The 26,486-nt window shown below is 47.2% G+C and carries 22 protein-coding genes; 14 read left to right on the top strand and 8 right to left on the bottom strand.

Features of this window, described 5'->3' with window-relative positions:
• Positions 1 to 324 precede the first annotated feature (324 nt).
• On the bottom strand, positions 325 to 1,032 hold the full coding sequence (locus tag H6F73_RS18240) for an alternative oxidase (RefSeq protein ID WP_190760207.1): 708 nt from the start codon (positions 1,030 to 1,032) through the stop codon (positions 325 to 327).
• Between the two features lie 383 nt (positions 1,033 to 1,415).
• Positions 1,416 to 3,134, bottom strand: coding sequence for a DUF3352 domain-containing protein (locus tag H6F73_RS18235; RefSeq protein WP_190760206.1), 1,719 nt, complete (start codon positions 3,132 to 3,134; stop codon positions 1,416 to 1,418).
• Positions 3,135 to 3,420: 286 nt separating this feature from the next.
• Here H6F73_RS18235 and H6F73_RS18230 point away from each other — a divergent pair, with 286 nt between their 5' ends.
• From H6F73_RS18230 to H6F73_RS18195, 8 genes are all read left to right on the top strand, one after another.
• Complete coding sequence (locus H6F73_RS18230; protein WP_242072538.1) at positions 3,421 to 3,714, top strand: hypothetical protein; 294 nt, start codon at positions 3,421 to 3,423, stop codon at positions 3,712 to 3,714.
• 201 nt (positions 3,715 to 3,915) lie between these two features.
• The gene (locus tag H6F73_RS18225) at positions 3,916 to 6,393 is read left to right on the top strand and encodes a response regulator (protein ID WP_190760205.1); all 2,478 of its coding nucleotides are present in this window, start codon (positions 3,916 to 3,918) and stop codon (positions 6,391 to 6,393) included.
• Between the two features lie 26 nt (positions 6,394 to 6,419).
• A complete protein-coding gene (locus tag H6F73_RS18220; RefSeq protein ID WP_190760204.1) occupies positions 6,420 to 7,355 on the top strand; it encodes a glycosyltransferase in 936 nt (311 codons plus the stop codon).
• A 441-nt stretch (positions 7,356 to 7,796) separates the two neighbouring features.
• On the top strand, positions 7,797 to 8,603 hold the full coding sequence (rpsB, locus tag H6F73_RS18215) for a 30S ribosomal protein S2 (RefSeq protein WP_190760203.1): 807 nt from the start codon (positions 7,797 to 7,799) through the stop codon (positions 8,601 to 8,603).
• Positions 8,604 to 8,709: 106 nt separating this feature from the next.
• The gene (gene tsf, locus H6F73_RS18210) at positions 8,710 to 9,369 is read left to right on the top strand and encodes a translation elongation factor Ts (protein ID WP_190760202.1); all 660 of its coding nucleotides are present in this window, start codon (positions 8,710 to 8,712) and stop codon (positions 9,367 to 9,369) included.
• Between the two features lie 76 nt (positions 9,370 to 9,445).
• Positions 9,446 to 10,405 (top strand): hypothetical protein, encoded by a 960-nt coding sequence (locus H6F73_RS18205; protein WP_190760201.1) that lies wholly within the window; start codon positions 9,446 to 9,448, stop codon positions 10,403 to 10,405.
• 141 nt (positions 10,406 to 10,546) lie between these two features.
• Positions 10,547 to 13,048: an ATP-dependent DNA helicase RecG gene (recG, locus tag H6F73_RS18200; RefSeq protein WP_190760200.1), complete on the top strand. Its 2,502-nt coding sequence runs from the start codon at positions 10,547 to 10,549 to the stop codon at positions 13,046 to 13,048.
• Positions 13,045 to 13,992 carry a DUF4351 domain-containing protein gene (locus tag H6F73_RS18195; RefSeq protein WP_190760199.1) on the top strand — a complete coding sequence of 316 codons (948 nt, stop codon included), beginning with the start codon at positions 13,045 to 13,047 and terminating at the stop codon, positions 13,990 to 13,992. Before recG ends, H6F73_RS18195 begins: the two co-directional genes overlap by 4 nt.
• A gap of 155 nt (positions 13,993 to 14,147) precedes the next feature.
• Here H6F73_RS18195 and H6F73_RS18190 read toward each other — a convergent pair whose 3' ends face one another.
• A complete protein-coding gene (locus tag H6F73_RS18190) occupies positions 14,148 to 14,567 on the bottom strand; it encodes a hypothetical protein (protein ID WP_190760198.1) in 420 nt (139 codons plus the stop codon).
• A gap of 227 nt (positions 14,568 to 14,794) precedes the next feature.
• Between H6F73_RS18190 and H6F73_RS18185 the strand changes: the two genes are divergently transcribed.
• The gene (locus tag H6F73_RS18185; RefSeq protein WP_190760197.1) at positions 14,795 to 15,457 is read left to right on the top strand and encodes a class I SAM-dependent methyltransferase; all 663 of its coding nucleotides are present in this window, start codon (positions 14,795 to 14,797) and stop codon (positions 15,455 to 15,457) included.
• Between the two features lie 9 nt (positions 15,458 to 15,466).
• Here the strand turns inward: H6F73_RS18185 and H6F73_RS18180 are convergent, their stop codons facing one another.
• Positions 15,467 to 16,408 (bottom strand): DMT family transporter, encoded by a 942-nt coding sequence (locus H6F73_RS18180; protein WP_190760196.1) that lies wholly within the window; start codon positions 16,406 to 16,408, stop codon positions 15,467 to 15,469.
• A gap of 581 nt (positions 16,409 to 16,989) precedes the next feature.
• Here H6F73_RS18180 and H6F73_RS18175 point away from each other — a divergent pair.
• Positions 16,990 to 17,340, top strand: coding sequence for a hypothetical protein (locus H6F73_RS18175; protein ID WP_190760195.1), 351 nt, complete (start codon positions 16,990 to 16,992; stop codon positions 17,338 to 17,340).
• A 293-nt stretch (positions 17,341 to 17,633) separates the two neighbouring features.
• Here H6F73_RS18175 and rpsU read toward each other — a convergent pair whose 3' ends face one another.
• Together rpsU and H6F73_RS18165 are read right to left on the bottom strand one after the other, a co-directional pair.
• Positions 17,634 to 17,813: a 30S ribosomal protein S21 gene (gene rpsU, locus H6F73_RS18170; RefSeq protein ID WP_190760194.1), complete on the bottom strand. Its 180-nt coding sequence runs from the start codon at positions 17,811 to 17,813 to the stop codon at positions 17,634 to 17,636.
• Between the two features lie 119 nt (positions 17,814 to 17,932).
• Positions 17,933 to 18,262 (bottom strand): RNA-binding protein, encoded by a 330-nt coding sequence (locus tag H6F73_RS18165; RefSeq protein ID WP_190760193.1) that lies wholly within the window; start codon positions 18,260 to 18,262, stop codon positions 17,933 to 17,935.
• 494 nt (positions 18,263 to 18,756) lie between these two features.
• Here H6F73_RS18165 and H6F73_RS18160 point away from each other — a divergent pair, with 494 nt between their 5' ends.
• A complete protein-coding gene (locus tag H6F73_RS18160; protein WP_190760192.1) occupies positions 18,757 to 19,668 on the top strand; it encodes a polysaccharide deacetylase family protein in 912 nt (303 codons plus the stop codon).
• A gap of 184 nt (positions 19,669 to 19,852) precedes the next feature.
• On the opposite strand, the gene H6F73_RS18155 is transcribed toward H6F73_RS18160, so the two are convergent.
• Positions 19,853 to 20,890, bottom strand: coding sequence for an NADP(H)-dependent aldo-keto reductase (locus H6F73_RS18155; RefSeq protein WP_190760191.1), 1,038 nt, complete (start codon positions 20,888 to 20,890; stop codon positions 19,853 to 19,855).
• Positions 20,891 to 21,186: 296 nt separating this feature from the next.
• Positions 21,187 to 22,389: an adenylate cyclase gene (locus tag H6F73_RS18150; protein WP_242072558.1), complete on the bottom strand. Its 1,203-nt coding sequence runs from the start codon at positions 22,387 to 22,389 to the stop codon at positions 21,187 to 21,189.
• A 569-nt stretch (positions 22,390 to 22,958) separates the two neighbouring features.
• Between H6F73_RS18150 and speE the strand changes: the two genes are divergently transcribed.
• The 3 genes from speE to H6F73_RS18135 all read left to right on the top strand — a co-directional run bounded on the left by speE (position 22,959) and on the right by H6F73_RS18135 (position 26,271).
• Complete coding sequence (speE, locus tag H6F73_RS18145) at positions 22,959 to 23,915, top strand: polyamine aminopropyltransferase (RefSeq protein WP_190760611.1); 957 nt, start codon at positions 22,959 to 22,961, stop codon at positions 23,913 to 23,915.
• Positions 23,916 to 24,191: 276 nt separating this feature from the next.
• Positions 24,192 to 25,031, top strand: a complete 840-nt coding sequence (locus H6F73_RS18140; RefSeq protein ID WP_190760189.1) for an EI24 domain-containing protein — start codon at positions 24,192 to 24,194, stop codon at positions 25,029 to 25,031.
• Positions 25,032 to 25,224: 193 nt separating this feature from the next.
• Positions 25,225 to 26,271 carry a tetratricopeptide repeat protein gene (locus H6F73_RS18135; RefSeq protein WP_190760188.1) on the top strand — a complete coding sequence of 349 codons (1,047 nt, stop codon included), beginning with the start codon at positions 25,225 to 25,227 and terminating at the stop codon, positions 26,269 to 26,271.
• Positions 26,272 to 26,486: the final 215 nt, after the last annotated feature.

Raw genomic sequence — 26,486 nt, 5'->3', positions numbered from 1 at the left:
GCAAAAGGTGCAATAAGAACGCATTACTTAACACGAGCGGAAAAGGAATTCCTGGATAAGGATTTGGAATGAAAGATGAAAAGTTAAAAATGAGCAGTTAGACTTTTCTCTTAATATAACAATCCTCTCTGAGGGGTTAATGATCATCGCCCTGAAGTAGTGCGGGCATCTTGCCCGCGAGAAATCTTCCAACTTATTTAAAATTACCATCTTAAAAAATAACAAAGGGTGAAAAGATTATCTCTTCACCCTTCATTCTTCAATGACTTCTAAAGCCTGAAAATCCAGAGTTTTCTGCTATTCACGCTGCAAAATTTATTTTTCTCACCTTACCAGTTCAGTTATATTCTCCTCAACGGGCGGCAGCACAACCTCTGCACGGCTGGAAACCAATGAGTGAGGGCTGTGGAACGTCTTATGAGCCTCTGGATGCTGGCAAGCCACCATTGTTTTAACGTGTTCTGCTTCATCATCGCGGATGTTAACGAACACATCATAAAGGTTATCGACTTTGGGACGCCGTGACTGGGCAACACTACAGCTTTGAAACTCATCAAACATATACAGATCGCCGTCGCGGTAGTAACCGACAGCTACCTGCGGTGCCGGTTGAGCTTTCAGCGTCGCCTCGTTTGTTTTCAAGAATTCATCATAAGTGTGATAAGCGTGCCCTTCTACAAGCTCCATGAAGTGATAGGCAGCACGAGGACTCACGATATAAAGCGCGACAACGACCCAGTAGTAAACAAGCGCCGCACTCCCAGCCAGAAGCCGATCTGTCCATCGGCTGTTACCCCCCAAAGATTCCATGATCAAAAGGTGGTGAAGTTCATTCCAAGATTCGGCAAAATGCACCTTCAGCCAGTCGGCTTTGCGCCACCAACCCAGGCTTTCGTAAAGGTGGAGAACCGACATATAAGCAAAGTAGGGAACTCGTGCGACTGTTTCCAGCACGTAAAAACGCGGATAAGGCCGGTTACGGTAGAGAACGTTGATGACAAATACCAAGACACCAACTAAGAGTCGAATCATAAAATTCTCCCAAAGGAGTAGGGCGATTCGCTGAAATTTCAGCCGAGAGAGTATTGCTTTTTTTTTCCTCTCCTGTATTGATCCTAGTCAGCTATTTAAAAAATGTGCTTAAGTAATAATACTTAAAAGACCCCGATTCAAGATTGCTAACTTTCTCGCTACAGCGCAAAGTGAGAGTTCACAGCCGGTTCAGACAATCGTAAATAAAAAGTGAAGATCGAGCCGGCAGCAAAAATTTAAGGAAAGCCGGTAAAAAACAGAAAAAAAGGGCTTTGAAGTCAAATTCACTTCAAAACCCGTCAGGCGCAGCCATTATTTGCTGCTTAACCCGCTTTTAAGCAAAGATTTAGCATTTCTCACGCCCGGACGCGAGGATAATAACTTCAGCCTCCCAGCTTGATAAACACATCACCCAGGCGAACACCGGCTTCGCCACCTGTACTGCTAACACTGAGTGAGCGCAAATGCTGAAACACAGGTCTCGCTGCTAATTCCACCAGCCTGAGCAGGGGTAATTGCCGCTCGACAATGATCCGAGAGGCCGGCCAGTCAAGATAGACATACCCGTAATTCGGTTGGGGTAGCGGCGCAATTCCTTGCTGGAAGGTGGAACTGGTGAGTAAAGAACCGCCCTGAGCAGCTTTGAGGGCTTCATCCATCGCCTCAAGGTTGGAGGCAAAAATTTCATATTTACCCACCGAGGCGTGTACGCCTCGCACTTGGGCTTTCAGTGTCAGAGGGCCGGCATTCGAGGCATCAGATGAGGCAGTGCTCAGTTTAGTCCAAGCAGAAATCGGTTGATTCTCCAGCATCACAGAGCCAATGCTAAATCCTTGCTGCTTTGCAATGTCATCTAGATGCTCAATGCTTGGGGAAGCGTCAGCCGATTTTTCTGCCACAAAAATCCAATCACCCTGAGAATTACGATTGGCAGCATCCGGGGATCGGGGCAACAGCGCCAAAGCGTATTCGCCTTGTACCCAGCTGAAAATATCCTGCGGCAAATCAATGCCCCAGCGATTGCCCAGCAGGCTCAACGGTCGCTCAATTAAATCCAGCAGGGGATCATCACTCGATAAACCTTCAGAAATCTGAGTCCAGAGTTGGCGCAGATCGCTGCCGGCAGCGAGTGCCCCCACGGATGCCGGAATATAACGCAATGCCTCAACCGGCTTTTCCAAAGCAGGCGCTGCCGGTATCTGCTGCGGATCTTTGAGCAGTAAAGCAGCCTGTGCCAGTAAACCTTGCCGGTTCAATCCCAGAGCAATGGCCACCGTCTCATTTGAAGCCGGTACGCTGTCAGACTCAGAACCGAGCACCGCCAGTTCAGGGCTTTTTAACGCAGCCAGTTGGGGCAAATTAAAGAACGTCAAGCCAATTCGAGGCTGGGTGAGACGATCTAAAGCCTGCCGGTAGGAACTGGAACTTTTCAGATTTAAATCCGGTGCCTGGACGTTATTAATCGCATCGCGCAGCACCTTCGGATGGTTGGCAAACAAGACAAATTGATCACCCACCACTGCACTCGCAACCGCACCAATGCCGCCTTGTTCAGACTTGGCGCGATTATTGTAAATCAGCGTCGTGCCTTCATAAGGTTCAAAGACTAAATCAGTGCCGGCGTTCGCTTTAGAACCCCAAAACAGCTGTAAAAATTCCCGGCTGCGTTCTGGATCGTTCGTGGCAAGCGCTAGGAGATATCCCGGCGCAGAGCCATTTTGGGGATTGCGATCAATATCAATCGTGGTAACAGCCAGGGTGATTTCATCTCCCAGCCAGGGTTGGACATCTCGATCGTAGGTTAAGCCCGTGTTGGCAAGTAAACTATCTTTGAACTGGGCGAGTTCAGCACGCGTTTGCCTACGTTGTGCCGGCGGTGCGGCCAATTGCCCAAAGGCATCAAGCTGTTCTGGATTGACCAGCAAAGATACCATGACAGGTGCCTGGGAAGGCACAAACATCGCGGCAGCCGGTGCAGTTGCCCCCCCGCGAAAAAGAGCCAATGGGCTGTTGCTAATCAACCCGTAAAAACCGCCGGCACTGATTAGCAGCAGCACCAGTACAAAAGCTGCCAAGACAGAAAAAAATGAGCGTTGCTTCATGTTGAGATATGTGCTTTGTCAGTTGTCAGTTGTGTGGCGGGCGGGTGCGCGTTGACCGACTGATTGTCTGCTAAGTAGGGGCGAAGGGTTGCTTGCCCGCACTTCTCGCACCCGCCCGTACCGCTGTTAGCCCCCAGATGTCAGTTACCTTTTGCGCCACAAACGACTGACCTCTGACGGCTGGGGATCAGCCGGGAATGCTTAACCTGAGCGTTTCAAAAAGCGCTTTTATACAATTGTCTCAACCTTGAGGCGGTATGCTAAGAGCATACGCTACGCGACCGCGATGCCCCAATCCAAATTGGATGAACCAGAACCCCCACCTTTAGCAGACGAGCCTGAATCGAGTTCGGTCTTGAATTTTGAACAGTGGATCGAAGCGCTTAAAAGCTCAGATCGGTTGTTCTATAACATGATGGCTATCGAAGTCTGGTCAATTGCTAAAACGATGGATACCTTATTTCCTGGTTTCTGGAACCGCTTTATGACCAATCGCCGCTTTGCCCTCCAAGAGTTTATCAAACAAAAAAAAGCCGCTCAATCTCAAGCGATGCCCTCGCCACCAGATGGGGAACCCTAACTAAGTAAGCCGGCAGTGTCTTACCCAAGCTGGTGAGGCTTCCCAAATTGTTTAACAATTATTTTCGATTTGTGTGCATGGCTGCCGCGCCACCCCGAAAGCAGAGTTAAGATGGGCTAAGAGCGATCCTTGCTGCACGCAGCCTGAACTGGCTCGGCTGGGAGACAAACCACTCTCAAGATTTTAGGCGGTCTTCCCACGATGAAAATTTTACTCGTAGAGGATGATGAACACCTCGCGCTAGTGCTGCAGGCAGTCCTCACAGAACAACATCACACGGTTGATGTGGCCCCAGATGGCCAAACAGGTTGGGCTTTAGCAGAAACGTTTACTTATGACTTGGTCTTGCTAGATGTGATGCTGCCTAATCTTGATGGGATCAGTCTCTGCCGGCGTTTACGAGCTGCAAAGATGAGTATGCCGATTCTGCTGCTAACGGCGAAGCATACCAGTGATGATAAGGTCATGGGATTTGATGCCGGCGCTGATGACTACGTTGTCAAGCCTTTCGACCCTCAAGAATTGGTCGCTCGTATTCGAGCATTACTACGCCGGGGAAGTTCTCCGTTGCCCCTGGTACTGGAGTGGGGTTCACTGCACCTTGATCCCAGCACTTGTGAGGTCAAATATGAAGAGCAAGTCTTGCATCTGACACCGAAGGAGTACGGACTGTTAGAACTGTTTCTGCGAAACAGCACGCGCGTTTTTAGTCGCAGTGCTATTTTAGAACAGTTGTGGTCGTTTGAAGAACCACCGGCAGAGGAAACAGTCAGAGCACATATTAAAGGTTTGCGGCAGAAGCTTAAAGGAGCCGGTGCTCCCACTGATTTGATCGAGACGGTTTATGGTTTGGGTTATCGCCTCAAGCCCCTCAATACTGCGCGTAGTGAAGATTCAGGGGGGTTGAATGAACCGTTAAAAGTCTCCCATTCAATCGCTTCTGAGGCTTCAAACCGGCACTCAGGGCGAACGCGCGGCACGGCTACAACCCTTGGGCCGGCTGCGAAACCCTTAACACTCAACACCGCGCCGGCTCCAAGTGTCCCCTCAGCAACCCAGCAGCAAACGCAAGCGGCTGTCAACCGGCTGTGGGAACAATTCAAAGGCCCAATCAAAAACCGCGTAAATGTTATAGAGGATGCAATCGTTGCGCTGGAAAAAGGCCGGCTGAGTGATGAATTGCTCAAAGACGCTGGACACGCAGCCCACAAACTGAGCGGATCGTTAGGCACCTATGGTTTTCCAGAAGGCTCCAGACTGGCCCAGAAGTTGGAACACGTGTTTTTTTCGGGTTCGGTGAGTCAAGACCAAGTGCCGCAACTGTTTGAGTTAGTCAGGGCACTGCGGGCAGAACTTGAACACAAGCCACTTGAGCGCAGCCCTGCGCCGGCACAATTACCTTCCACTTCTTCCAATGAGCCTTCGGTGCTGTTGGTGATTGAAAGCGACGAACAACTGACTGAACAACTGGTGACAGAGGTTCGCGCTTTGGGGATGCGCTCAAAAGTCGCTCCAGACTGGACGACTGCCAGAGATGCAATTGCTAGCGAAAATTCTGATGTGGTGGTGCTTGATCTTTCCTCTGCTGAGACGGCTTCTGAAGGCTTGCAGCTGCTCAGTGAACTGACCAACCGTTCGCCATCTCTGCCGGTGTTGGTGATCACCGGCAGAGATGGATTTGCTGATCGGCTGGAAGTGGCCCGCCGGGGCGGACGTGCTTTTTTGCAAAAGCCGGTTTCATCGTCTCAAATCACAGATGTTGTAGTGGATGTGCTACAGCGTTTTCACACGCACCAGTCGAAAGTGATGATAGTGGATGATGATCCTCATGTGCAGGCGGCACTGCGAACGTTACTGAAACCTTGGGGGTTTAAACTGACGGCTTTAGAAGATCCCCACCAGTTTTGGGATACTCTGGAAAGTTGTATGCCCGATCTGCTGATTCTAGATGTTGAAATGCCTCAGTTAAGTGGGATTGAACTGTGTCAGGTGGTGCGGAATGAACCGCGCTGGAGTGGTCTGCCGGTGCTGTTCCTGACGGCGCACACGGATGCTGACACGGTGCATCAGGTGTTTGCTTGCGGGGGCGATGACTATGTGACGAAGCCGGTGGTAGGGCCAGAACTGGTGACTCGCATCCTCAACCGTTTAGAGCGGACTCAGCTACTGCGGACTATGGCGGAAACTGATCCGCTGACCGGCTTGGCAAATCGGCGCAAGTCAATTCAGGATCTTAACCAGTTATTGCGTCTAGGAGACAGGTACAATCAACCTCTGTGCTTCGCGATCATAGATTTAGACCATTTTAAGCAGGTTAATGATTCGTACGGTCATGCTGCCGGCGATACGGTGTTGCGCCGGCTGGGAGAAATGCTGTTGCGGACATTCCGCAGTGAAGATGTTGTGGCTCGTTGGGGCGGCGAAGAGTTTATTGTGGGAATGTACGGCATGACGAAAAAACATGGGGTGGCACGGTTGGTGGAATTTTTAGCTTTATGGCGGCAGGAGTTGTTTCCTGACTCAAATGGTAGTGAGTTTGCGGTGACGTTCAGTGCCGGTGTGGCGGAATATCCTCTGGAGGGTAGTGATCTGCAACTGCTTTACCGCTGTGCCGATAAAGCACTTTACCAAGCCAAAGCTGCCGGTCGTAATTGTATAATGCCGGCTATTGGCAACTAAAGAAAACAAAGGATAACTGAGACACCGTGTTTTTCAGCGTTGTTATTCCCACTTATAATCGCCGGCCTATTCTAGAAAAGTGCCTAAAAGCTTTGGAATGTCAGCAGCTTATTCGTAATAGCGCTGTCGCCGGCTATGAAGTTGTGGTGGTCGATGATGGTTCAAGCGATCGCACCTTAGAATGGTTGGCGGAACACTCAGATGAGTTTCCCCACGTTCGCACCTTTTCTCAAAACCACCAAGGGCCGGCTGCTGCGAGGAATTTGGGGGTGGAAAAGGCTGCCGGTGACACAATTATTTTTATTGATAGCGATTTAGTTGTTACTGAAACTTTCCTGCAAGCACACGCAGACGCACTCGTTCAGGGAACTCAGGAATTTGATCGCGTCTTTACCTACGGACGCGTTATCAATACTTGCAACTTTGATAACCCCACCTCTGAACCTTACAAACTCACCGATTTTTCAGCCGCCTATTTTGCCACCGGCAATGTCGCCATCTCCCGTCAATGGTTAGAGAAAGCCGGCTTATTTGATACCCGCTTTCAACTCTACGGATGGGAAGATTTAGAACTCGGTGTCAGACTCAAACAACTAGGATTAAAACTCATTAAATGTCCTGATGCTGTGGGCTATCACTGGCATCCACCCTTCTCTTTATCCCAGCTTCCTAACTTAATTGATAAAGAAATTCAACGGGGTCGTATGGGTGTTTTGTTTTATCAGAAACATCCCACCTGGGAAGTACGAATGATGATTCAAATGACGGGGTTGCATCGGCTGCTTTGGGGAATTCTTTCTCTCGGCGGCACCCTCAACGAACGCACAATGGCGGCGTTTTTGCAATGGTTAATTGACCAAGGGAAACCCCAGCTTGCTTTAGAAATTGCCCGAATTTTTCTCAACTGGTACAACGTAAAAGGAGTTTATGCCGCTTATGCAGAAGCCCAGCACAAACAATAAGTTAATATTTTTTAATTTGATGAAATTAAGATAAATATTGCGCTACGACAGTAACTATTTTAATAGCTCAGACTCGTATTGAAAATATCCTTTGTTTATACCGGCAGCACACTGCGCTATCATCTGTGTTTATCTGTGTATGCTTATGCCTACGGCCCGCTACGCTTAACGGCCCGCTGCGCTATCATCTGTGGTTTTATCTCCTCTTAAAAACTTTTTTCAAAAGTTTAATATAAGATCATTGAATCTTTAAGAGGCCAGTCATAACCGGCTTGGGAATTACCTCATGTATTGTTATTCAGCGAGACTTTCCATTCACAAGCAACCGACTTGTGTTAACCTAATAAGGTTGTCTAATCTCACACATCCAGGGTTTCGGGTGTTTCCTTAGGGAAATCCGCCTGGATGGAAGGTTAACCCGAATTAGGAGATTGAAAAGTCATGGCAGTCGTTTCATTGGCTCAGCTATTAGAGTCAGGGGTTCACTTTGGGCATCAGACCCGCCGGTGGAATCCCAAGATGTCCCGTTATATCTTCACAGAGCGTAACGGCGTTCACATCATAGACTTAGTGCAGACCGCCCAACTGATAGAAAATGCATACGATTATATGCGGAATTCTTCAGAGCAGGGCAAGAAGTTTCTGTTTGTGGGCACAAAGCGTCAAGCTGCCGGTATTATCGCTCAAGAAGCCTTACGCTGCGGTGCATACTTCGTCAACCAACGCTGGTTGGGGGGAATGCTGACCAACTGGACGACGATCAAAAGTCGTGTGGATCGCTTGAAAGAACTCGAACGCCTAGAAGAAACCGGCGCACTCGATCTGCGACCCAAAAAAGAAGCCTCCATGCTGCGCCGCGAACTGGGCAAATTGCAGAAATATCTGGGCGGCATTAAAAGTATGCGGAAAATTCCAGATATCGTGGTGATCGTAGACCAGAAGCGGGAATACAACGCAGTACAAGAGTGCCAGAAGTTAGATATCCCCATTGTGTCGCTGTTAGATACGAACTGCGATCCCGATGTGGTAGATATCCCGATTCCGGCGAATGACGATGCCATCCGGTCGATTAAGCTAATATTAGGCAAACTCGCTGATGCCATCTATGAAGGGCGTCATGGTGAACTCGACACCGTAGCCGAAGAGGACTACGAGGACTACGGAGATAGCGACGACGAGTTTGACGATGACGAGAGCTATGAAGGCGACTCGTATACCGAGACCGACGACGAGGAAACTGAGGAATAAGGACGCTAGGGTTAGAGACTGGAGACTAGACTCTAGCTTCTAGTCTCTAGCCTAAGCGCCTGTATCGTGGTACTTGTTAACAGATTCAAGTAGGGATTAAGGCAAGATGGCGGAAATATCTGCGAAAATCGTCAAAGAGCTGCGTGAAAAAACCGGCGCTGGCATGATGGATTGCAAAAAAGCGCTGACAGAAAATGATGGCGATCTAGCCAAAGCGAGTGAATGGCTGCGGCAAAAAGGCATCACCTCAGCGGATAAAAAATCTGGACGCGTGGCAGCAGAAGGACTGGTCGGCAGCTACATCCACACCGGCGGTCGAGTTGGTGTGCTGGTAGAAGTTAACTGCGAAACCGACTTTGTGGCCCGTCGCGAAGAGTTCCAAAACTTGGTGCGCAATATTGCCATGCAAATTGCCGCTTGCCCGAACGTAGAGTACGTGAAGGTAGACGAGATCCCATCAGACGTGGCCGAGAAGGAAAAAGCGATTGAAATGGGCCGCGACGATTTGGGGAACAAGCCAGAAAATATCAAAGAAAAGATCGTTTTAGGCCGGATTGAGAAGCGCTTGAAAGAGATGTCTTTGATGGATCAACCCTATATTCGGGATCAAAATATCACCGTTGAAGAATTGGTGAAGCAAGCCGTCTCCCAACTGGGTGAAAATATCCAGGTGCGTCGCTTTGTGCGGTTTGTGCTGGGTGAAGGCATCGAAAAGCAAGAGAGCAACTTTGCTGAAGAAGTGGCTGCTCAAATGGGTAGCAAATAATAAGAATCAGGAGTCAGAATTCAGCATTCAGAAGCAATTCTGGCTCCTGCATTCTATCTTCTGAATTCTGGAAGTTATGGCGAAAGCACTTGAGCAAATTGAGCGGGATATTGCAGAGTTGGAGCAAGCGGTTGCAGAACTCGCACAAGAATTTTATAGTACCTATTCCAACTATTTGACAGCCTTTGGGCAAGCTGTGCGGCAGCAGTTAATTTTAGCCGGCTATCACCTTTGCACCCAAGGCCATCCAGAGGCATTTCTTAAGCTTTCTTACAGCCAGCGGCAAGAACTACAGCAAGACCTACGGAAGGTAGCCGAGAAGGCTCAACAACAGCTGCTCACGGCGTTACTTTTCCCAACAGCGAACCCAGCGCCGGCACCGCCGCCGCCTACACTTGGGCTGGCTACACTGCTCGAACCCCCAGAAACAGAGCCATTGACGCCTTTTGATCCGCTGTCTGTACAAAGTGAGCCAGAAGCATCAGCCAGCAGCCCTTTAGAAGCTGTCTTCACAACCGAGTTAAACTTAGAACCTACAGAAATATCGGCCACCCCGACGTCTACAGCACTGAGCAATGAACCGACCGGCCCGATAAACAACCCGGCGCAACTGGCAAAGTGGCAAGAGAAAATCGAAAAATCCATCATTAAAACCCTGCAAACAGCCTCTCGCCGAGCAAATCGAGTATTACAACAGGCGGGCGTTATCTCCAAGAAATTGCCCGAACCCGTTCTAGAAGCGGCGATGAAAGCAGAAGCCGCTGAGGCCGTGGCAGGGCCGCCCAACCTATTAAACTTATTGGTGGAAACCGAAAATTCTCAGGAGTCTAGTTCCACGATGACTCAACTGCTAGCCATTCATCTGCGCTTGTCTGAGATTGAATTTGCCGATTCAACAGTCATGGCCGGTCGCAACCAAATTCGCAAGCTTTCAGCAAAGGCAACTCAACTCGGACGCGACTATCAGAAAAAGCAGCGAGAACGGGCAGTTGCAGAAGCAGAGGCGGCGTGGCGATCTAGCTGGTTTGAGGAATAACGCTGAAGTGGTAGAGACCTGTTTTGAGTGTTAATTTATCTGCAAAACCGGCCCTTACATTGCTCAGTGATTCGCTCATCGCTAAAGCGCTCATCCCTCATTAAAGATTGCTCATTCCTACCACTCACCGACCGCTGAGCCATGATCGACGACAAACCAGATTGGGTGCGATTGCAAAAAGCTCTGTCAATTGAGGCAGAGAACGGCTTTAGTGACTTGGTGGGTAAACAATACCGATTTAGTGAGTTTCTCCACCTGAGTTTCAGCCAAGTGCCGGCAGCCTTATCGCCGAATGACCGGCAGCGGTGGGAGGAAGTGGCCACAGCCTTTGCCGGCTATCCCGAACTGAGTGTTGAGCAGAGACAGGGTTTAATTGCACAGACCCGAATGTTTCTGCTTCAGATGCAGCGAGTTGTGCTGCGGCGGGACGGCAATCAGGAGCCGGAAAGTGAGGATAAAGCATCTTCAAGCGCAAATGTCAAGCAACCCAAAACCGCACCTTTGGCACCGGCAGCGAGCAGTTCTACTTCAACTGCCTCCCTGGATCAACCGCTTACTCGTTTGTCTGGAATCGGGCCAAGAAACGGCGAACGCTTGGCCAGCTTAGGTTTATACACCGTGCGGGATCTGCTTTACTACTACCCCCGCGACCATATTGACTATGCGCGTCAGGTGAATATCCGCGATTTAGAACCGGGAGAGACGGTGACAATTGTGGCAACGGTGAAGCGCAGCAATTGCTACAGCAGTCCCAAAAACAAGAAATTAACAATTCTAGAACTGGTTCTGAAAGACAGCACCGGCCAACTTAAAATTAGTCGCTTTTTTGCCGGTCGCATGAGCAATCGCGGGTGGCAAGAACAACAACGGCGAATGTACCCTGCCGGTGCAGTGATTGCAGCGTCGGGGTTGGTGAAAGCGAATAAATATGGCTTGACTCTGGACAATCCAGAAATGGAAGTTTTAGACAACAGCACCGGCTCGATAGAGTCGATGAAGATCGGGCGGGTGTTGCCGGTTTATCCCCTGACGGAGGGTGTAGGGGCCGATATCGTCCGAAAGGCGGTGCTGGCAGCGATGCCGGCAGTTAACCAGATTCAGGATGCGATGCCGGCTGGTTTGCGAGATCGCTACGGCTTGATGAAGTTGAAGGAGGCCATTTCCAATATTCACTTCCCAACTGATCGCGATATTTTGGCAGAAGCGCGACGCCGGCTGGTTTTTGATGAGTTTTTCTATCTTCAGTTGGGATTGCTGAGCCGCAGAGCCAATCAGCGCCAAGTTCAGAATAGTGCGATTTTGGCCTCTACCGGCCAGTTGATCAATGATTTCTACAAAGTATTACCGTTTAAACTCACAAACGCTCAGCAGCGAGTGGTCAATGATATCCTGAACGATTTGCAGAAGCCGGAACCGATGAACCGGCTCGTGCAGGGGGATGTGGGTGCCGGTAAGACGGTGGTTGCCGTGGTGGCAATGCTGGCGGCGATTCAATCCGGCTACCAGGCAGCGTTGATGGCTCCCACGGAAGTGCTGGCAGAGCAGCATTATCGCAAGTTGGTATCGTGGTTAAATTTGCTACACCTGCCGGTGGAATTACTGACGGGTTCGACAAAAACGGCTAAGCGGCGAGAAATTCACGCGCAGTTGGAAACGGGGGAACTGCCGGTGTTGGTGGGGACTCACGCGCTGATTCAAGAAGGGGTGAATTTTCACCAGCTAGGATTGATTGTGATCGATGAACAGCACCGTTTTGGGGTACAGCAACGGGCGAAGTTGCAGCAAAAAGGTGTGGAAGGGGTGGCTCATGTACTGACAATGACAGCAACGCCAATTCCGAGAACTCTTGCCCTGACGCTGCACGGGGATTTGGATGTGAGCCAAATTGATGAATTACCACCAGGCCGACAAGCGATTCAAACCACAGTTTTAGCCGGCAGTGAGCGGCAAAATGCTTACGATCTGTTGCGTCGGGAAATTGTGCAAGGCCGGCAAGCCTATGTGGTGCTGCCGTTGGTGGAAGAGTCGGAAAAGCTGGATTTAAAGTCAGCGATTGAAGAGTATCAGCACTTACAGGATGTGATTTTTCCAGATGTGCCGGTGGGATTGCTGCACGGGCGTTTGAATTCGGCCCAGAAGGAAGACGCAATTGGCAAGTTTCGCGATGGCCACACGAAGATTCTCGTTTCTACAACAGTCGTGGAAGTCGGGGTGGATGTGCCCAATGCTACCGTGATGCTGATTGAAAATGCGGAGCGATTCGGGTTGTCTCAGTTGCACCAGTTACGGGGTCGCATTGGTCGGGGTGCCCACAAATCCTTCTGTTTGCTGATGGCCAATCCCAAGGCAACGGCGGATGCGAAGCAGCGGTTGCAGGTATTGGAACAGTCCCAGGATGGATTTTTTATTTCCGAGATGGATATGCGATTGCGTGGACCCGGTCAGGTGATGGGAACGCGGCAGTCTGGGTTGCCAGATTTTGTGCTGGCTAGTTTGGTGGACGATCAGGAGATTTTGGTGCTGGCGCGGGATGCGGCGGAGAAGGTGATGCAGAAGGATGCAACGCTGGATACTTGGCCCCGGTTAAAGCGAGAGTTGGAATTACGCTATGAGCGAATGCTGGGTGGGGCAATTTGGACGTGATCGATCATGATCGGTTATTTAAGGAGTTATTATCCACATTTTTTGTGGAGTTTTTGGAGTTATTTTTTCCAGAGGTTATTGCATATTTAGATAGTAATTCTCTAGAAACTGTGGATAAAGAGATATTTACAGATGTGACGGCTGGGGAGCAATATGAAGCTGATTTGGTGATGAAGGCTCGATTTAGGGAGCAAGAATCTTTTTTTCTAATTCATGTGGAAAATCAGGCTTCTAAGCAGTCGGAGTTTAGCCGGCGAATGTTTCGTTATTTTGCCCGTTTGTATGAGAAATTTGGGTTGCCGGTGTATCCAATTGCTTTATTTTCCTATGATGCGCCGCAACGTCCAGAACCAAATTTTCATCGCGTGGAATTCCCGGATAAGGTGGTTTTGGAGTTCAACTATGGGGTGATTCAGCTAAATCGCTTAAATTGGCGAGATTTCTTGCGACACCAAAATCCGGTGGCGAGTGCGCTGATGGCTAAAATGAATATAGCGCCGGCAGATCGTCCGAGAGTAAAAGCTGAGTGTCTGCGATTGTTAGCAACTTTGCGACTAGATCGAGCGCGGATGCAATTAATTTCCGGATTTATTGACACTTATTTGCGCCTGAATGCTGAGGAGAGAGAGATTTTTCGGGCTGAGATTGGTAGCATTGAACCAGAGGAACGGGAGGAAGTTATGCAAATTGTCACTAGCTGGATGGAAGAAGGGATTCAACAAGGACTTCAACAAGGACTGCAACAAGGAAGACAGGAAGGAGAGTTAGCGCTGATTATGCGCCTACTCAACCGGCGACTCGGTACAGTTGAGCTACAGTTGCAAGAGCGCATTCAACAGTTATCAATTTCTCAATTAGAGGATTTAGCAGAGGCGTTGCTAGATTTTTCCCAGGTTGGGGATTTAGTGAATTGGCTGGATAGTCAGCAGTTAGCTCAAGGATAGGCTGAATGAGACGCTAACATTCGATAAGCTGAATATGCCCCTAGCGGGTAAATGCCTATAAATAATCCGTAAGATATGGAGTGTTCACTTTGCAATGAGAACGCTCCACTTTTTCCTAATTTTCTATCAATTTAACTGAATTTTATAAAATTCCTCTACTCATAACCCACCGGCTCAATTAAATAAGTTGTCCATTTTTGCTCATTCCCATTGCCGGCAGGAATCGCTAAGCGCCAAGTTTGAGCTTGTTGCTGACGTTGCAAATACACATCAAACGGCTTATTTCGCTGGAAGTTTTCTTTAGCCGGCAACTTAATTTTTAAATCATAATTTCCGCGAAGTCGGAACGCCTGTAAATCTTCAATCACCAGCGGTTCTCGCTTCTTAACTCCAATGCGAGTAATTTCTAATTCTGGTGGCTGAGAAAGACCCAATTGCCGCACCAATTGCTGTTGAGTTTGGTTGACCTGCATTGTGATTGCTTGCTCGACTAAATGAATACCGGGGCCAGGGCCAACTGCCTGACAAGCACTTAGCAGTGTTATCAAAATTGCGGTCAAAATGAGTCTGAGCATCTGTTTTCCTCTCCTTTGTTTTATCTATCTGCCATCTTTCAGCATTCTCGCTAAGCCGGCAAACCCAACCAGAAATCAATTTTGGCTAATCGCTATAGTTAGTTAAAACCGGCTCACAATCCTAATGCCTAAACTTATAGGACTTTTCCTATTAGCGCGAGGTTTAAACGCTTCGCTACTTGCCGGCGCTAGGATAGGCTTTTGCAACTCTACTTCTCAAATTAACAATGTCTAAGCAAACCCTTGGCCTCAGCGATCGCATCTACGATTATTTATTATCAGCTTCCTTGCGAGAAATCGGCATCCTCCACCGGCTGCGAGAAGAAACGGCCAATCATCCCTATGCAATGATGCAAATTTCACCGGAACAAGGTCAGTTTATGGCACTCATAGTGCAGCTGCTAGGAGCGAAAAAAACCCTGGAAGTTGGTGTTTTTACCGGCTACAGTTCCTTAACAGTCGCCTTGGCACTTCCCCCTGATGGCAAGATTATTGCTTGTGATGTGAGTGAAGAATATACCACCATTGCGCGTCGCTACTGGCAGGAAGCCGGTGTGGCGGAAAAAATTGATTTAAAACTGGCACCGGCACTCCAAACCCTAGATAACCTTTTGGCAGCCGGTGAAGCCGGCACCTTTGATTTTGCCTTCATCGATGCCGATAAAGAAAACTATGATGCCTACTATGAGCGAGCACTGCAACTCGTTCGCACCGGCGGCTTAATTGCCATTGATAACGTCCTGTGGGGTGGGCGAGTTGCCGATCCTCAAGTTCAAGATAACAGCACGCAAGCCATCCGAAGGCTAAACGAAAAACTGCACCAAGACGAACGAATCACTCTTAGCTTGGTTCCGATTGCCGATGGACTCACCTTAGCCTTGAAACGCTAACATTTCTCTTTAGCGCAGGGTGAACAAGATCCCCACACCCGCCAGCGCGACTAAAACCCCAAAAATCGCCCGGAGGCTAACCGACTCTCCCACCCAGATGGCTAGAGGAATCACAAATAGGGGACTTGTGGCACCGAGGGTTTGGGCAATGCCTGCCGGCGCAAATTTTAGAGAGATTTGTTGCAGCCAAATTCCTAAATAGGTACTGGCAAAGGCGGTTAACACAATCACTCCCAACACCTGCTGCGATCGCAACAATTTGTGTGAGATTTCCAGGCGCTGGCGTCTCAGCAATACCCACAGCAGCAGCGCCAGCACCCCAGCCACCAACCGAATCAGCGTACTCCACAAGGGGCTAATACTCGTATTCGCCAATGCCGCACGGGAGAGAACTGCTCCAATTGCCTGTGACAGTGCTGCCAACAATGCCCAGCCAATGCCTTGCCGGAGGTGGGTTGTGTCGCTATTTACGCCATTTACCCGTTCGCCAATCACCCAAGCGACGCCGATAATGGTTAATAAAATTCCACACCAAGCGCCGGTGCTGAGGGTTTCCTGAAGAAAGCTGAGGGCGAGAATGGCGGCTAATGGGGGCGCGAGGGTTTGCTCAAGTAACAGTGCGCGTCGTGGCCCGATTGAGGTGAGGGCGGCGAAATAAGCGGTATCTCCTAAGCCGATTCCCAACGCGCCGCTGAGGGTCAGCAGGGCGAAGGCAGAGGGGTTGATTGCCGGCATCACATCGGCAAAATTTCCCGTCGCGACTGCACGCAACAATAAGGTGAGGACAATTAGTGCGATCGCAATGACGCCTTTACTCAGGTTTAATTCTAGTGGTGGGATGCGCCGGCCAACGCGAGTATAGACGACAGACGAGACTGCCCACACCAATGCGGCAGTCAGGGCTGCGAGTTCTCCTTTGACATCGGTTAGCCAGACAGGCAAATGAATCATTACGATTTTAAAGTTTAGATTGTAAGCGAACGCATATCGAATTCGTATTTTAGGCGAGCATACCCGCTTGCACTCCTTCATAGAGCAATTCAATGCTTAGTCACTTCTTCTCTAGTGGGAAGAACTAGCAGAAGAGGGCAAGGAGTGCTAATGCCGGCTCTAAATAGGCAGCTAATAACAATAATTCTATCCAAAGTTGTATTAATTTTTGAAAGCAAATATTGCAGACTGGAGATGAAACCAAGTTCAGCAAAACTCAGTCAATATCATTGAGGCAATCAGCGGGTGCGTCGCAAAAAAAACTGGCCTGCTTGCGACCAATATAGAGCTATAAACAAAGATAAAAGCGATAAGGATGAAGGGTAAAGGATGAAACTTTACTTTCAGGTTTGACTGTTCGTCTTTATGGCAAGGGCCACTGTTTGTAAACTCTAGAAAATTCCCTCAAGTAGACGGACATCTGTGAGGAAATGTAACTTCTGTAACAATATTTAATCCTCCCGATGTAATAAATATAACCATCTGCTGTTTTGCAAAATGGTATCAATTTTATTAATCAAGAAACCATTTAGGAGTTGGCTATGAGCTATACATTCGACATCCTAGGGGTATCTCCCGTTCTGTACTTCTTCAATCAACAACAAGAAATTTTGCAGCAACAACCGCGCCCGCGTGTGGAATATGTGGGAACTCACAAGTGCACGCTGGATGCTTTTATTGAATCCATTGAGACGGTTTCCCCAAATCTGGATTGGGAGATGCCTGAGGTGGTGGACACTGTGATAGATTTCTGGATGAATAATTCTGAGCGAATTCAGTATTGGCGAGAGCGTTTGAAGGATGCCGGTCGAGAAAATCTTTTAGTGGCTAGAGTTGGCGATGTCAAATCACTCCAGGAAACCTTTGAATCGCTCTTTGGTAAAAACATTTAATCTAGAATTCTATTCCTCTTAGTCTTTCTCCCCATCTTTCCCGCTTCCCCATAGGGATTTTTTCGGGGAGAAGGGAGTTGTGGGGGTTAGAGGCTTCTACTCCCAAAGACTCAAACATCTGAGCGAAATTGGCAAAAATTTTGTGGGACTTTGAAAGCTAGACGCTCCCTGTTTGCTTCACTCTTAAAATTAAAGCAGGCATTACTTAATCGCAATGCCCGCCTTAACTTTATGATTTAATTAGCACAAAGTGGAATAATCTAGTGTGCTGTTTCCGCCCAGAGCGACTTGATTTAGCGGAAACGTCTCTTGCGTCGAGCGGCAACGGCTTTGCGCTTGCGTTTTTCTATGGGCGTTTCAAAATGCCGACGACTTTTGACATCTGCCAAAATTCCGTCTCTGGAAACTTGGCGTTTAAACCGGCGTAAAGCTGAGTCAATTCCTTCATTTTCGCCGAGAACAACTTGGGTCATTCTTTCTCCTTGATTACTACAATGATTAAATGGTCGGTTGTCAGTTGTTCACCACGAGTGACGACCATCCCCTATCGCCTTTTAGCGAAGGGGAGACGTCAGTGATGAAATTTGCTGCCTTAGTAACGGTCTCGCGAGGATCTTCCGCCGTAACCGCCGCCGCCGCCTCGGTTTCCTCCACCGCCGCGACCTCCGCCCCCTCCATCTTCACGGGGTTTGGCTTTGTTTACTTTGAGGTCACGACCCATCCACTCAGCGCCATCTAAAGCTTCTATTGCCGCTGTTTCTTCAGCATCGGTTTCCATTTCGACAAAACCAAAACCGCGTGGGCGACCTGTTTCACGATCGGTGGGCAGATTAACCCGCTTGACGGTTCCGTACTCAGCAAAAACAGAGACGAGATCCTCTTGCGTTACTTCGTAGGACAAGTTACCTACATAGATCGACATGGAATAGCTCCAACATTAAAAAGTGTAGAGATTCAGTTTCAGAGATATGCCTGCCGATACACAAGAAAACATTCTATGGCGATTCCGCAGCCAAGAAACAATCTTACAACTGAATCTAATTTACAAATAGTACCTTAACACATTAAGTTTTGTCTGCCTCAGCAACAGTTTGTTAGCTGAAAGGGTCTGTTACAGCCGGCCCCGTCCCTGGTGTCTCTGGCAGATTGGTTGAGCAGCCCTTGCACGCCCACTATAACTGAGGAGTGGCGTAAGCGCACTTGTCTGTTTCACCCGGATGCCGGTAGAAGTCTGGCAATCTTGGCTATTGCGAACAGCGGATGCGGAATCTGTTTGCCTGAGTGTTCAACTGTGTTAATTTGTTTATGTTTTTTTATGTTATATCCTTCCGGATTTCTAAGCTATTCGAGAGAATTGGCTTGGTTAAATTACCAAAATCCCGCCACCCTGGATGTGAGGAGTGAGGCAGACATTATATGGCAGAGCGTGACTCAATTGGCTGGCAGCAACAAACATTATTTGCACTCGCTGCCGCCGCCGGCTTGTTCAGCATCGGTATGCACTTACCTTGGCGGCAAGCTTTATCTCAAAATCCACTCCTAGCAGCCATCCAATCCACCGGGCAGAAACAGCCAACCCCAGCAGAAGTCAGGGCACGAACCGTGGGTCCTCCAGCCCCCCTGATCTATTCACCGCCGGCAAGATTTCAAGGACAGATTATCTATCATTCCCAACTGCCTAGTAAAGAAAAAGTCATTGCCCTCACCTTTGATGATGGGCCGTGGATAGAAACGCCAAAAGTGTTAGGAATTTTAAAAGAATATGACGTGAAGGCTACTTTCTTCATGATTGGGCAACACGTACAAACCTATCCAGATATTGCTAAACAAGTTGTTGCAGCAGGGCACGCACTTGGCAATCACACTTGGCATCATTACACCCATCAGATGGATGGGGCGACAGCAGCAGCAGAAATTGACAATACATCGAATCGCATTTTCCAGGTGACGGGGGTAAAAACCCAGCTTTTTCGCCCACCGGCAGGCCGGCTGGAGAATGGCTTAGCCGAGTACGCACGAAACCAGAAGAATTCGGTTGTTATGTGGTCAGTAGATCCTCTGGACTGGTTGGAAAGTACCTCGCCACAATCATTAGTAAAAGCGGTACTTGATAATGCCCAGCCGGGTGGAATTGTGCTATTGCATGATGGGGGAGGCAACCGCACAAGAACATTGCAAGCTTTGCCGCCAATTATTGCTGAATTGAAACAGCGTGGCTACCGATTTGTATCAGTACAGGAGTTGCTAGAAATGGAAGATCGGGAAATGAACGCGATAGATGAAGTTGAAGCTAAAGCTAAAGCAGACAATTTGAAACAGCAACTTTGAGCGTAGGGGAGGGTTTTGCAAAGAGCCGATTTTATTCAATCAAAGAATTTTTGCAACCTCTCCCTTATATCCAAAGTATTTACTTTTACTACTGAAATATCTGCCTATTCCTTCTGTGTGTATTTGTGGTTAAAAAATCAAATTTTTCAAAAGTTTTAACCAATAACCGAGAAAAATCCTTTCATCAAGGTGCTGGATTTGGATATCGAGCGTGTACCGCCTCCAAATCCGCCAGAATTTCCTGATTTAGCACCACCTCAACACTTTCTAAATTTTCCTTCAACTGTTCAAGAGTTGTTGCCCCAATAATCGTGCCGGTGACAAACCAACGCGAACGGACAAATGCCAATGCCATTTTAGCCGGACTCAAGTGATATTTGCCGGCAATTTCTACATAAGCTGCGACAGCCTCAGTTATATTTGGTTTGAGATACCGGCTGCTAAAGTTGGAAAATAAAGTCATCCGTGCGTTTGCTGGTGACGCTTGCTGGTACTTGCCGGTGAGTGTGCCAAATCCTAGAGGACTGTAAGCGAGTAATCCCACATTTTCGCGCCGGCAGGTTTCTGCTAAGGCACCCTCAAAGACGCGGTTGAGCAAATTATAAGCGTTCTGAATGGAAACTACCGGCGACAATCCTAACTGCTTGGATAAGTGACAGAACTGACACACGCCCCAAGGCGTTTCATTGCTCAAACCTAGATAGCGAATCTTGCCGGCTTTAATTAAGTCCGCAAAAATCGTAAGCTGTTCGGCAATGGGTATAGTTTCGCGTTCTAAATTGGGTTCATAAACTGTTTGACCAAACAAGGGAACATAGCGGTCTGGCCAGTGAATTTGGTATAAATCAATATAATCGGTTTGCAGTCGTTTCAGGCTGTCATTTACTGCTTGCTCAACATTGCGCCGGTTAATTGCCCTATTTTTTCCTCGAATCCAAGACATACTGCGGGTAGGGCCGGCAATTTTTGTGGCGATAATTAACCGATCCCGTTCCTGTTTTGTTAACCACTGCCCAATATATTCTTCAGTGAGTCCCTGCGTTTCTTGTCGTGCCGGCACTGGATACATTTCAGCGGCATCAATAAAATTCACCCCACAGGCAACCGCATAATCAAGCTGCTGATGGGCTTCCTCAATTGTGCTTTGTTGCCCATAAGTCATTGTGCCGAGGCAAATTTCAGAAATTGATAAGTCGCTTTGACCAAGTTGCTTGTATTGCATTAGTAGATTTTAGATAGTAGATTTTGAAACGATTGATATGAACATCGAAATTTTGTTTTTCTGGGTTCAAATTACTTAGAATGCAATTTTTAAATAAACTTTATTTTTTTAAAGTTAATTTTTATGATATTATTTAAAAATAAAAAAGTAATCTTAAAATTTGAATTAGCAAAAATCTATCTTGTATAATTAATACCACAATTTTTACTTAAAAATAAAGTTTAAATAAAAAATTTTAGTTAATTCTAATTTAACAAAATTGATTACCTCTAAAAAAAAGCAAGAAATTAAGTTTTTCATTTTTTTGCAATGAGAAAATAAGTCGTCATCTCGCCTTTACCTTTAACATTGATGATTCCCCGCTCTTCAAACTGATACCGATCTTTCAAACATTCGTAAGTCGAGCGGGTGACTTGAATGCTGCCGGCAATTCCTTGAGATTCCATACGACTTGCCATGTTTACCGTATCTCCCCACAAGTCATAAATAAACTTTTTGATCCCAATTACCCCCGCAACCACAGGGCCGCTGCTAATGCCAATACGAATTCGACAGGATTGCCCCATCCGAGCGTTAAATTGGGTTAATGCTTGTTGCATATCTAGGGCCATATTAGCAATCGCGTGGGCATGATCTTTTCGAGGCACCGGCAGGCCGGCAACAACCATGTAAGCGTCCCCAATGGTTTTAATTTTCTCTAACCCATGATCCTCCGCTAGGTGGTCAAATGCCGAAAAGATTTGGTTAAGGAACTCCACTAATTCGGGGGGTGAAATTTGTGAGGAAAGCTCTGTAAAACCCACGATATCTGCAAATAAAACTGTGACATCTGTAAAACTTTCGGCAATCGTTTGGTGATCTTGCTTCAACCGAATGGCAATAGACTCTGGCAAAACATTAAGCAACAGACGTTCTGAGCGTTCCTGTTCTGCTTTCAGTTCCATGTATGCAAGTTCTAATTCTTGGCGAGCGTTAAATTCTGCTCGCTGGACGCGCTCATATAAATATACTGAAAGATTGCAAATAAAACAGATCCAAAAAATATACAAATATAAGACTGCCGGCGTCATCCAAGATCCCGGCATTTTGACCTGTAAATTCAGCGCTGCTGTGGTGCCAACACAGTAAATAAATACTCCTAATTGAGAGATCAAGTGCAAACGCCAATGTACCGGCATCAGCGTTGCTTGACCAAAAAACATTAAAGGCCACACAAGAATAGAAGGCTCTAAAACCCCGCTCAATGTCCCTCTAATTTGTGGGCTAAGTGTGACAGACCAAGAGAAAATTAGGAACGCTAAACCTGGATACTTTTTACCCAGTGGTGATCGCAGCAATGCGAAACATAGCAGCAGACTCAATTCAACACTAATTTGCGTCACCACCCAAGTAAACTTAAACTGGTCTTGTTTAAAGAAATAATTTCTTACCTCAAGGCCGGTAAATGTCAAGAAAGAGGTGAAGGCAATCCACAATCCCAGACGCAGCCGGCTTTGCATAAAGCTGTGCCGCCACGTTCCGTAATCACCGGCTTTAGACACAGATTGAGTCCAAAGCAGAGGCGTCAGTATGTTTCTAACGCGTGCCTCTAGCCACGTCTTCCCCACAAATTTTTGTTTCATTGCTGGTGTTTCGTGCTCTTAGCTTGTGTGTGCCGGCGATTTCCCTACAGGGAGAAGTCAACAGAGAGTATTTTGTTTCACCCTTCCCTCTTTTTCCTTTAGCCAACCTTCCTATAGTTGTACCCTAGTTATTCTACCTCTTGCAAAGCTGCAAAGAATTAACCTCTCATTCAATGGCGTTTAGTTAAAAACACCTCTTACAAAAGCGAAAAAGCTCAAGGTTTATCCTGAGTGAAGCCCAGAAAAAAAGAGCAAGATTGCTAATAATTTAGCTCTCTACTCCTGAAAATGCTCACCTGTTAGCTGCCAGTGGTGAACAATTTTTTCTTACACCCTTTACCGTTTCAGTCTCATCTTGCTTATTCGTGTCCTGTGGACTAGCAACAACACCCCGTTATGTGGTATTTCTTACTGTCTGTGCAATTCAAGAAGAGGAGAGAGACTGCATGGCCGGCAGTGAGCTTCGTGCCGATATTTGGATCAGCGAGTACATTACGCCTTGGGACATTTATGTTCACGGTGTAACGCGAGTCCTCGCCTACAAAAAAACTGATTTTCAGGAAATGTACGTCGTGGAAACCGGCGCTTACGGCAAAGGATTGGTACTCGACGGCAAATGGCAATCATGCACCGGCGACGAGTTTCTCTACCACGAGCCACTCGTACACCCCGCTATGATATTTCAGGGGGAACCCAAGAAAGTGCTCGTCCTCGGCGGCGGTGAAGGCGCAACAGTGCGGGAAGTGCTGCGCTGGAAAAGCGTTGAGAAAGTCGCCATGATTGACATTGATGGCGAAGTGGTGGAAGCTTGCCGCCAGCATTTGCCGGAAATGCACCAAAATGCTTTTGACGATCCTCGTACCGAAGTTGTCATCGGTGACGCTTTGCATTTCTTAGATACCACCGATGAGCAATGGGATGTGGTCATTTCCGATCTCTCCGATCCCATCGAATCTGGGCCATCTTTCCAGCTATTTACGAAGGAATATTTCGAGAAAGTCCAGCGCGTGCTCTCACCAACCGGGTTTTTTGTGGTGCAAGCAGGGCCGGTTTCTCCGTCTGAAATGAAGCTTCACGCCCGAATTGTGCGAACTCTCAACTCGGTTTTCCCCAACGTGAAATCTTACACCAGCTACATCCCCACCTATGGATCTCCTTGGGGTTTTGCGCTAGCTTCTGCCTCGCCGATTAATACCCGTCCTGAGCCGGTTAAAATTGACGAAATTTTAGCTGAGCACACCACTGGCGGGTTGCGGATGTTTGACGGCACGACCCTGCTGGGAATTTTGCAGGTGCCGGCTCATTTGCGGCGGGCGATTGAGTCAGAAACTCAAGTTTATACAATGGCAGAACCTCCGAAATTCTTCGGTAAAGGATCTGTCAGTAAAGGTGAGAATGCTTAAGGGCAATTAAGGCCAAAATTAGGGGATTAGGGGATTAGAAGTTCTCTATTCCCCGCTCAATAAATTTATTTTGAAAGTTAGGGAGTTGATATTTTTTATGTCAAGCTTTCCTAATTTAAAGTCCCTACAAATTAAAATATAAGGTTATTTGTTATAAAATAGTAAGCTTCTAGTTACAGCCGAGGCATCTTCTCGTTCCCGCGACTGAGTGAAGTTAAAATATAAAAAAATATAAATCTAGGGTTACAAGATCCTAAAATAGCCAGAGCAAAAAAAATGTCTAATATAATTCACGCCCCAGTGGGATTTGTATCGGGGGCTACTTATCCGTTTCGAGCGCTTGTCTTCTTAAGTCGCACCCCGCGTCTTTGGGGCTATGTGCTGGTTCCCATTTTAGTCAATATTGTCGCCGGCATTGGTTTGTATGTCGGATTACTTTTGCCAGGATTAAATGGAATTGATGGCTTAGTTGCAAACCTAGATGCCCGTACAGATGCCTTAATTGCCGGCTTACCGGCTTGGTTATCCGTGCTGGATTTTCTAGACACTGGGTTAGGTTGGTTGCTGCGCTTTCTGTTAGTCGCACTCCTACTCGTTGCCATCGGCTTTTTACTGGTGCAATTTGGCGTTATTCTCGGTTCACCTTGGTATGGGCAACTTTCCGAACAGTTGGAATTGTCACGCACAGGTAAGCTGCCGAAAGCAGAGGGCGGAGTGGCTGCCATCCCTCGCGATATTGGGCGGGCGCTAATGTTTGAATTAAATAAATTACTGCTTTTAATTCAGATAGGTTTGCCCTTGTTGCTGCTGAATTTTTTACCGGGATTTGGCACAGCAATTGCAAGTGTCGGCGGCATTGTATTAGCGGCAACACTTGTCTGTTTAGATTTTCTAGATGCGCCTTTAGAACGCAGACGCTTGAGTTTTAAAGATAAGTTGGGAATCATTCGTCGCAGTTTGCCGGCTTCTGCGAGTTTTGCCCTTGTTTGTTTAGGATTAATCAGTATTCCCTTATTCAATCTTTTGGCGGTTCCCCTCTGCGTCACATCGGGAACGCTGTTTTTCTGTGATCAGATTTGGCCGAGTTTTAATGAGGGATTAGAGAATCAAGAGTAAACACTGCGATTTTAGATTTTTCACACCAAGTTTATTTGCCGGCAGTTGGAGAATGAGAATCTAAAATCTGTAAACTTTCGCCTGAAGATTTCTGGAAAATAGTGATCCGTCTTTAATTGGTGGGTATGCTAGGTGAGAAGGATATGTCAAAGGTTCCTCTCAGCCTTAACCCTTAAATATTTTTAGGCGCACTATGAAATCTCGATATTGGCTCCTTATCTGCATCCTTTTCATTTTATCTGTCAAGGCAATTCAATTTAAGTCTGACTTGGCTGAAGGTTGGAATAACCGAGGCATTACATTAGATAGGTTAAAACGCTACGATGATGCGGTTGCCTCTTATGATAAGGCCATTCAAATTAAGCCTGACTTGGCTGCTGTTTGGTATAATCGAGGTAATGCGCTAAGTAAGTTAAAACGCTACGAAGAAGCAGTTGCTTCTTATGACAAGACAATTCAATTTAAGCCAAATGATCCTGATGCTTGGAATAACCGAGGTATTGCGCTAAGGTACTTGAAACGCTACGAAGAAGCAGTTGCTTCTTATGATAAGGCCATTCAATTTAATCCAAATGATCCTGATGCTTGGCATAATCGAGGCATTGCGCTAGATGAGTTAAAAGACTACGAAGAAGCGGTTGCTTCTTATGATAAGGCCATTCAATTTAAGCCTAACTTTGCTGATGCTTGGTATAATCAAGGCATTGCCTTAAGGTACTTAAAACGCTATGAAGAAGCGGTTGCTTCTTATGACAAGGCCATTCAATTTAAGCCAAATGATCCTGATGCTTGGCATAATCGAGGCATTACGCTAAGTGAATTGAAACGCTACGAAGAAGCGGTTACTTCTTATGATAAGGCAATTAAAATTAAGCCTGACTTGGCTGAGGCTTGGTATAACCGAGGCTTTGTGCTAGATGAGTTGAAACGCTACGATGATGCGGTTGCTTCTTATGATAAGGCAATTAAAATTAAGCCTGATTATGCTGAGGCTTGGAATAACCGAGGCTTTGCGCTAGATGAGTTGAAACGCTACGATGATGCGGTTGCTTCTTATGACAAGGCCATTCAATTTAAGCCTGACTTGGCTGATGCGTGGAATAACAGAGGAGCTGCGCTATATTTGCAGGGACGAAATAAAGAAGCCCTTGAGTCTATAGAGAAGGCGCTGCAAATTAATCCCAACTTTCAAAAAGCCCAAAATTCAAAAAAAATTATTTTACAACAGTTTGGGCGCTAAAAATAAAAGTAAATTTATTGTTGTTACCTGAAGCAATTTTGTCTTAGCTAATATCATTTCAGGTTGAAAAACCCTAATAAATTTTTAGGCTGGATCAATAATTTAGGATGGGTTTGATTTAGAGGAAGTGAGCCGGTATGAGATAAGAGCGAGTCGTTTGCTAAATTCACCAGCATCAAGTAAAAATGTTCGTAAATGAGAGATTAATCAACCAA

Source organism: Microcoleus sp. FACHB-68 (assembly GCF_014695715.1).
GTDB lineage: Bacteria > Cyanobacteriota > Cyanobacteriia > Cyanobacteriales > Oscillatoriaceae > FACHB-68.
Note: the sequence above shows the minus strand (reverse complement) of the source record. Positions and strands in the feature narration are given on the sequence as shown.